General features: G+C 36.8%; 5 protein-coding genes and 1 pseudogene. 5 read left to right on the forward strand and 1 reads right to left on the reverse strand.

Features of this window, described 5'->3' with window-relative positions; all coding sequences use genetic code 11:
* Positions 1 to 186: 186 nt before the first annotated feature.
* Positions 187 to 336 carry a hypothetical protein gene (locus ACP6PM_RS12585; protein WP_426585071.1) on the reverse strand — a complete coding sequence of 50 codons (150 nt, stop codon included), beginning with the start codon at positions 334 to 336 and terminating at the stop codon, positions 187 to 189.
* Positions 337 to 406: 70 nt separating this feature from the next.
* Between ACP6PM_RS12585 and treS the strand changes: the two genes are divergently transcribed.
* The 5 genes and pseudogenes from treS (at position 407) to ACP6PM_RS12610 (ending at position 8,420) form a co-directional block, all read left to right on the forward strand.
* Positions 407 to 3,739: a maltose alpha-D-glucosyltransferase gene (treS, locus tag ACP6PM_RS12590; protein ID WP_426585073.1), complete on the forward strand. Its 3,333-nt coding sequence runs from the start codon at positions 407 to 409 to the stop codon at positions 3,737 to 3,739.
* A gap of 1,086 nt (positions 3,740 to 4,825) precedes the next feature.
* Entirely contained in the window at positions 4,826 to 5,569 is a 744-nt protein-coding gene (locus tag ACP6PM_RS12595) for a Stp1/IreP family PP2C-type Ser/Thr phosphatase (RefSeq protein WP_426585075.1), read from the forward strand.
* 534 nt (positions 5,570 to 6,103) lie between these two features.
* A complete protein-coding gene (locus ACP6PM_RS12600) occupies positions 6,104 to 7,309 on the forward strand; it encodes an anhydro-N-acetylmuramic acid kinase (RefSeq protein ID WP_426585077.1) in 1,206 nt (401 codons plus the stop codon).
* Positions 7,310 to 7,609: 300 nt separating this feature from the next.
* Positions 7,610 to 8,047, forward strand: a pseudogene (locus tag ACP6PM_RS12605) (DinB family protein); the annotation flags it as partial.
* Positions 8,048 to 8,162: 115 nt separating this feature from the next.
* Complete coding sequence (locus tag ACP6PM_RS12610; RefSeq protein ID WP_426585079.1) at positions 8,163 to 8,420, forward strand: hypothetical protein; 258 nt, start codon at positions 8,163 to 8,165, stop codon at positions 8,418 to 8,420.
* Positions 8,421 to 8,668 lie beyond the last annotated feature (248 nt).

Here is an 8,668-nt window from a genome sequence, read left to right on the forward strand (position 1 = left end):
AGCAAGGCAACTCAGAGTTTATTTCCACTGACAGAAAATATTTGAGGTGTTTCTCTACCGAAAATTTCCTCCACTCACAAAAAATTTATTAGTCAATCAAGAATCGAAAAATTAATTGTTAAATTCCAACTATTGCTCTATACGCAATAGTAGAACTTAAACCCAGATAGCAAGGCAACTCAGAGTTTATTTCCACTGACAGAAAATATTTGAGGTGTTTCTCCCCACACTCCTCACACTTCCCACACCTTCCACACTCCCCACAACTCCCACACTTCCCACACTCCTCACACTTCCCACACTCCCCACACTCCTCACACTTCCCACACCCCCCACAACTCCTCATCACCCCATCTGACTTCGGCTATAATTACCTCAAATCTTCAACAATATAAAGCTTTACCCCATGCTAAAAAACGACCCACTCTGGTTCAAAGACGCCATAATTTACGAAGCACCAGTTCGAGCCTTTGCTGATAGTAATGGTGATGGAATAGGAGACTTTCGCGGACTCACAGAAAAATTAGACTACCTCCAAGACCTAGGCATAACAGCAATCTGGACTCTACCATTTTTCCCCTCCCCTCTAAGAGATGACGGCTATGACATTGCCGACTATAAAAGTATTAACCCCATCTACGGCAACCTAGAAGACTTCCAAGAATTTCTAGACGCTGCCCACGACAGAGGCATTCGAGTCATTATCGAACTTGTAGTTAACCATACATCTGACAAACATCCCTGGTTTCAAAGAGCGCGTCGCGCCCCTAAAGGTAGTGTAGAAAGAGACTTTTATGTTTGGAGCGATAGTGCTGATAGGTTCCCAGAAGTCCGCATTATTTTCCAAGACTTTGAAAATTCTAACTGGGCTTATGATTCTGTAGCCCAAGCTTACTATTGGCATCGCTTTTTTTCTCATCAACCAGACCTTAACTATGAAAACCCGGCAGTACAAGAGGCAGTTTTAGAAGTTTCAGATTTTTGGTTGAGTATGGGAGTTGATGGGATGCGCCTTGATGCGGTGCCCTATCTTTGTGTTGAAGAAGGTACTAACTGTGAAAATTTACCAGGAACCCATGTTTTCTTAAAAAAGTTACGAGCGCATATCGACTCAAAATATCCTAACCGGATGTTATTGGCAGAAGCTAATCAATGGCCGGAAGATGCTGCTAAATATTATGGCAGTGGGGATGAATGTCAGATGAATTTCCATTTTCCTTTGATGCCTCGTTTATTTATGGCATTGCGGATGGAGGATAATTTTCCTATTTCTGATATTCTCAAGCAAACTCCTTCTATTCCTAATAATTGTCAGTGGGCTTTATTTTTGCGGAACCATGATGAGTTAACCCTAGAAATGGTAAGCGATGAAGACCGAGACTATATGTATAATGTTTATGCCCAAGACCCCCAGGCAAGAATTAACTTAGGTATTCGTCGCCGTTTAGCTCCCCTATTAGGAAATGACCGTCGGCAAATAGAGTTGCTTAATGGTTTACTCCTGTCATTACCTGGTACTCCGGTTTTGTATTACGGGGATGAAATAGGCATGGGAGATAATTTTTATCTGGGCGATCGCAATGGTGTGCGGACTCCTATGCAGTGGAGTGCTGATCGTAATGCTGGTTTTAGTCGTACTAATCCACAAAGGTTGTATGCTCCGGTTATTGTTGACCCTGAGTATCACTATGAAACGATTAATGTAGAAGCTCAACGGTCTAATTCTAATTCTTTGTGGTGGTGGATGAAGCGTTTGATTTCGACGAGGGAACGTTTTCAAGCTTTTGGACGTGGTTCGTTTGAGTTGCTACATCCTGAAAATAGGAAGGTTTTGGCTTTTACTCGGACTTACTCTGGTCAACATCTTTTGGTAGTGGCTAATCTTTCGCGTTTTGTACAAACGGTAGAATTAGATTTATCGGCTTTTAATGGTATGGTGCCTGTGGAGATTTTTGGTCGGACTAAGTTTCCCACTATTCAGGAATATCCTTACTTTTTTAGTTTGAATGCTTATGCTTTTTATTGGTTTACTCTACAGCCACAACAAAGTTATATTGAAATTTTAAGACCTTTGAGTAAACCTCCTGTTTTGACAGTTGCAGAAAGTTGGAAAAATATATTTTCTCAGCCAGAATATAAGAAGAAATTAGAATCAATTTTACCTAATTATTTGAGTAGCTATCCTTGGTTTGGAGGTAAAAATAAAGGTATCCAATCTAGAGAAATAATAGAAGTAATTCCCATTGATTATCAACAAAAAGAAACTGCTCTAGTATTTCTAGAATTTCACTATACAGAAGGTCCGAAAGAAACGTATTTAATTCCTATCAGCTACTTAGCTAAGTCAGAAATAAATTCTCAAATTCCTCCAGAAAAAATTATTGCTGAATTACAAATACAGCAACAAGATAAATCGGGAATTTTGTTTGATGTTTTGGCACAAAAAGAGTTTTTGAACATACCCTTGGCAGCCATCAACAAAAACCAAAAATATCAAGGAAATACTGGTGTCGTTCAGGGAAATGCGACTGATTTATTGGCAGAGATAATGCAGGCAACCACAGAAGATATTCAGCCACATATTTTATCTGAAAGACATGATAAAACCTTAATTAATTTCGGCACAAAATTAATACTTAAACTTTTCCGAAAACTAGAATATGGTGTTAATCCAGAATTAGAAAACAGCAACTTTTTAACAGAGACATCAAGAGGTAAAAATTCAGCGATTGCCAGCAATATCTCTCCAACATTAGGATATCTAGAATACCATCGAGAAGGAACAAACTTAATTACTATTGGTATATTGGAAAAGTTTATTCCAGAAGCAAGAGATGGTTGGTCTTATACTTCTGATGCTCTGAGGGATTACTTTGACAGAGTAATGGTAGAGCAAACATCTGTAAATGAGTTAGAAATTCCTGCGATTACCGTTCACAATAGTTTCAATACTGAGATTACTGAATCTGTCTACGATTTGATTGGTTCTTATATTAATTTAGCCGAAAAGTTAGGTAAAGCTACAGCGGATATTCATCATGCTTTAGCCTCCGATTCAGAAAACCCGAATTTTTCTCCAGAACAGTTTACACCTTTTTATCAAAGGTCGGTTTATCAATATATGAGGAACCAGACAGGGAAGACCTTATTGAAACTGAAAAAGCACCTATCAGAATTATCTCAAAATACACAACAATTAGCTAAAAGTGTGATTAATCGTCAAGACAGAATTATGGAACATTTAAGTTCGGTAGTGGAACGAAAAATTACTGCTATGCGTACCCGTTGCCATGGAGATTATCATTTAGAAAATGTTTTATTTACAGGTAAAGATTTTGTCGTTATTAATTTTGAAGGAGAAGCTACACGACCTTTAAATGAACGTCGCATGAAACGTTCTTTACTTCGAGATATTGCAGTAATGTTAGAGTCATTTTATTATGCAGCTAATGTTGCTCTTCGGGAAGAAGTTAAAAATGGCATGATTCGTTCTGAAAATATGCTGGCAATGGAACAATGGTCTACATTTTGGTATACCTGGGTCAGTATATCCTTCTTAAAAGCTTATCTTCAGAATACAAAGTCAAGTTCATTCTTGCCTCAAAGCGAAGAAGAAATACAGGTACTTTTAGATGCTTATCTATTAGAAAAAGCCATCTATGAAGTTGACTATGAACTTACCTCTCGTCCTGAATGGGTAGAAATTCCTCTTGCGCGAATTCAACAGTTAGTTCCATAATTTAGTTAGATACAAGTTTTCCCGTTTAGAGAAAATTTGGGAATAATAACTGTGAGTTGATTTTGCAGAATATTTTTGATTGTTAATCACAAATATTTTAAGCATTTAGCATTTAGTTATTAGCATTCCGCTTTTCTTGCGGAATGCGCTCGCATTCAGCTTTTGAAAATAAGGTGTTGGTAAATCAAGAGATGAAACTTTAAAAGTAATACCAAATTCAAAAAAAGAAGTTACATCTTAATTTATGATTTATTCCTACAAGAAAAAATTATAAATTCCATAAATTGTAAAAATAAAACATTTTCTCCTCTTTATTTTATTCTTTTTTTCTTTCCCAGTTAAGTGTCCCCTATTCCCTATTCCCTGTGTCATGACTGTAGCAATATTTTATGAAATTGGTATAATCTGTTTCTAATACCTTTAAATAAGGCTTACCGATCAAATATAAAAGCACTGACAGATAAAGATTTGAGCCTTTTTAGGTCGAAAAAATGTCTGGTTTTCAGTTGCAAACGCTCAAAAAGTTAGCATAAAAGACAGGGGGGATAGCAGAAAAATTAAGGGACTTTCATATCCGACTATCTCCTAATTAATTCCTCGTTTCTCGTAACTACTCCCCTACTCCTTAAAAAGACTTTTTCAGCAAACCCTAAATATTTAACCAGACTAAATGATGAGTCTCACCCCTAGTAGAAAATCATCCCACCAATTACCAACGCCGAAAATAATAACTACTAAAGTTAGCTGATTACCTTTTTCTTTCGTGTGGAATGGTGCATAAACATAATTTTTAATTCTTCTTGGAGACTAATTCCTCTTTCCCAAATAATGAGTTAATAACTCATAGCTGATAACGCAGTTCCTCTGTAAAAAGATAACTGACGGCTGAATGCTTACCAAATATTCCTAAATATTATCCCTGATAAATTGTCTAAAACATTAACTATTTATTAGTGAAAATTTAGTGATATTATCAACCAGATTCTAATGCTACAATCAGAAAAAGTATCTTAAAGCAGGGTATTAATAATATAGGTGGATAATAAATTTAAAAATTGGACAGAAGTCAGTGAACTAAATTCTACTATGGAACTGAAGTTTGCAGGCAATACTGATACAGGTAGTATTCGCTCGGTTAATCAAGATTCTTACTATATAGATCCTGAAGGACGATTTTTTATTGTTGCTGATGGGATGGGGGGACATGCAGGAGGGGAAGAAGCTAGTAAAATTGCTACAGAAGTAATTAAAACTTATCTCGTTAGTCATTGGCAGGATACTATAGAATCACCCCAATTGTTAGAAGATGCCTTTATTCAAGCAAATCAAGCCATTATTGATGACCAGGAAAAACATCCTGAACGTTCAGATATGGGTACAACAGCAGTTGTGGCTATCTTCCGAGAACAACAACCTTGGTGCGCAAATGTGGGAGATTCTCGCCTCTATCGACTTCGGGGAAAAGAGCTAGTGCAAATTACACAAGACCAAACCTGGGTAGCTGAGGCCGTGAGAAAAAATGCTTTAACCCCAGACCAAGCTAGAGTACATCCTTGGCGTCATGTACTTTCCCAATGTTTGGGTCGGGAAGATATGAGTAAGGTAGACCTCTTGTCTTTAGATGTTCAACCAGGCGATCGCCTCTTACTCTGTAGTGATGGATTAACAGAAGAGTTATCTGACGAGAAAATTGCCAGTATTTTTGAGATTGCACCTATTTTAACTTATAGTGATGCTTGTGGAGATATTGCTGAAAAACTCGTAAATGCTGCTAAGGATGAAGGTGGTCGCGATAATATTACAGTCATAATCGTCGCTGTTGATAGTTGATAAGGGTAATTCATTAATGGATAATGGATAATTACCTCAAGGAAAACTGCAACGGAATTGAATATAAGGAAATATTATTTCTTTTTTTCCCCTATGGGGGAAGGCTTTTAACCAAGGTATTTAATTAATAATTATTAATTATTAATTATTAATTATTCGGTAATTGTTTGACATAATTTACAACTATCTGGTAAAACTATCTGGTAGAATGAGTGAATTGTTTTAAGAAAATATATCAGCATAGGATCGGCAGCAGAATTATTAGGAGTATCAATTGAGACTGTTCGCTCTAACTGTGGAAATGTTAAAGAGTCTCTGCCTTTATCAGACCGTGTGTTCAAGCGAATATGGTGGTTTCAGTTGTGATAGAGATTTAAATGCTAGTTTAAATCTAGCTTCGGCGGTCAGTTCGACGGTGAAGCTTGTGGACTGGATAACGTTGACGTTGCTAGGTAGAAGCAAGAATAGAACAGATAGATAATTGTAGATGTTGACAGATTATTGTAGATTTCTAAGAACAGTTAACTACTGCAAATGACCAAAGTTATTGGCCTAATTAGTGGCACTTCCGTCGATGGTATAGATGTAGCTTTAGTTGATGTTGCTGGTGGTCAAACAAATTTGACAGTTCAACTACTAGCAGCATCTACTTACCCTTACCCAGAAAATTTGCGCTCCCAAATTCTTGATGTTTGTGGTGGTGCCTCTATCTCAATGGCTGAATTGGCTGAACTTAATGATGCTATTGCCCAAGAATTTGCTACAGCAGCATTGACAATTAACCAAAAATATGATGAAAAAGCACAACTAATTGGCTCCCACGGTCAAACTGTTTACCATCGCCCACCCTCTCAACAATTAGGTTATAGTCTACAGTTAGGCCGTGGTGAAGTAATTGCTAATTTAACAGGAATTCCCACTATTAGTAATTTTCGGGCTGCCGATATTGCTGTAGGGGGTCAAGGTGCCCCCTTAGTTCCTTGTGTCGATATTTATCTACTGAGACATCCAGAATATACTCGCTGCGTACAAAATTTAGGTGGAATTGGCAATGTCACTTATCTAAAAAGTAAAAAGTTAAAAGTTAGAAGTCAAAAAGAAAAGGAATTAGTAGCAACTTTACCTCCTTCTCAAGCAGTTTTAGGTTGGGATACAGGACCTAGTAATACATTATTAGATTTAGCAGTAGAACATCTTTCTCAAGGAAGTAAAACTTACGATAAAAATGGAGAATGGGCGGCTAGTGGAAGACCATGCCAAGAGTTAGTAGAAACATGGTTAAAACAAGACTTTTTTCAACAAAAACCCCCCAAATCTACAGGTAGAGAATTATTTGGTAAAGACTATTTATTTAACTGTCTTACTGATGCAGAAAAATATAATTTAACTACTGCTGATATACTGGCAACTCTCACAGAACTAACAGCAGCTTCAATCAACCATAGCTATAAAAATTTCTTACCAAATTTACCAGATCAAATATTATTATGTGGCGGTGGTAGCCATAACTTATATTTAAAAAAAAGGATAGAGAAATTATTAGTACCAATACCAGTAATGACCACTGCTGAAGTAGGCGTAGATTTAGATTTTAAAGAAGCGATCGCCATGGCAGTTTTAGCTTATTGGCGCTCTTTAGAAATTCCCTGTAATTTACCAGAAGTTACAGGAGCAAAAGCCAAAGTCATGTTAGGAGAAATTCATCAACCAATTACAGGGAGTAAGGGAGTTTGGGAGTAAGGGAGTTTGGGAGTAAGGGAGTTTGGGAGTAAGGGAGTTTGGGAAGTTTGGGGAGTAATAACAATTCGCAAAAATTATGATATCAGTAGCTCTAAGGACTCTCCGACACTGAAAAATTGACAAATTTTACTGAATTTCTCTATCTTCCTATCCTTTCATATCTCTTTTTTCCTAAATCGTTAACTTCTGATACTTTGAAATAGCCCTGGTAGGGAATAGGAAATAAGAAACTGCTGTAAAATAAAGGGTTAAAAAATGAATAAAACCGATTATTTTCAAAGATGATCCCAATATAATTATTGGATGAACGAAAAAATATATCTAGTTTGTGAATCAATACCCAATGCAGTACATCGAGAAGATAAGGGAGCATTTTTTCATTCTATTCAAGGTACGCTAAACCATATTTTATTAGCAGATAAACTGTGGTTGAGTCGCTTTCAAAATTATACATTTGAGACAAAATCATTAGGACAAGAATTAATTGCTAAATTTGACTTATTGTGGCAAGATCGTCAAAAAACTGATGGAGAAATTCAGAACTATATAGATTCATTAACAGAGGAAAAGTTAGCAGAATCTTTAACTTTTACAAGTAGGTCTCAGCAACGAGAATGTAAATTTCTATTGTGGCATTTACTTCTGCACTTTTTCAACCATCAAACTCATCATCGCGGTCAACTTACTACTTTAATTAGTCAATGCGGTAAAAATTTTGGAGTAACGGATTTATTGTAGTTGCCAGAAGTATAATAGTTGAAGTCAGATAGGGGAGCCGTCGGATTGGCGATGTACAGAAGTTAAATTCTTGTTATGACTATATTTGAGAAGAGCGAGAATGTCCGCTCCAGTAATGACGACTGCTATATCTTTAATATCAAGTGAACTTCATGGAGAATTGGTATTAGGCGTTTCGCTGCGCGACATGAAACGCGTAGCGGTGCGTAGCACTATCGCCACCCTGCCACTTTATCTAAAATCTAAAAACTGTTGCGCAACAGTTGAATTAATTATCAACCGGCAAGAGGGCGTTTCGCTGCGCGACATGAAAGGCGTAGCGGTGCGTAGCACTATCGCCATCCAGACAGTTTATCTAAAATCTAAAAACTAGAGCGCAATATCTGACTTGACACCTTCTAAGTTCTGACTTCAGCTATAAATACCTACCAAGCTACCGATTTTTCTATTACTTTTAGTATTACAAGTTGACGTGGGGAATGTGAATTTTAGCCTTTATATCTTGAGCTACTTTCAGAAAGCAAGGAAAGAATAAACATTAGGAAAAATCAGAAATTAATTATCTTTAAGAGACTGTTTGTAAAACAAATCTTAAGAAGACCCAGAGCTTTTAGCAGCAAG

Origin of the sequence: Dapis brunnea BLCC-M229, from assembly GCF_050015995.1 — a bacterium.
GTDB lineage: Bacteria > Cyanobacteriota > Cyanobacteriia > Cyanobacteriales > Microcoleaceae > Trichodesmium.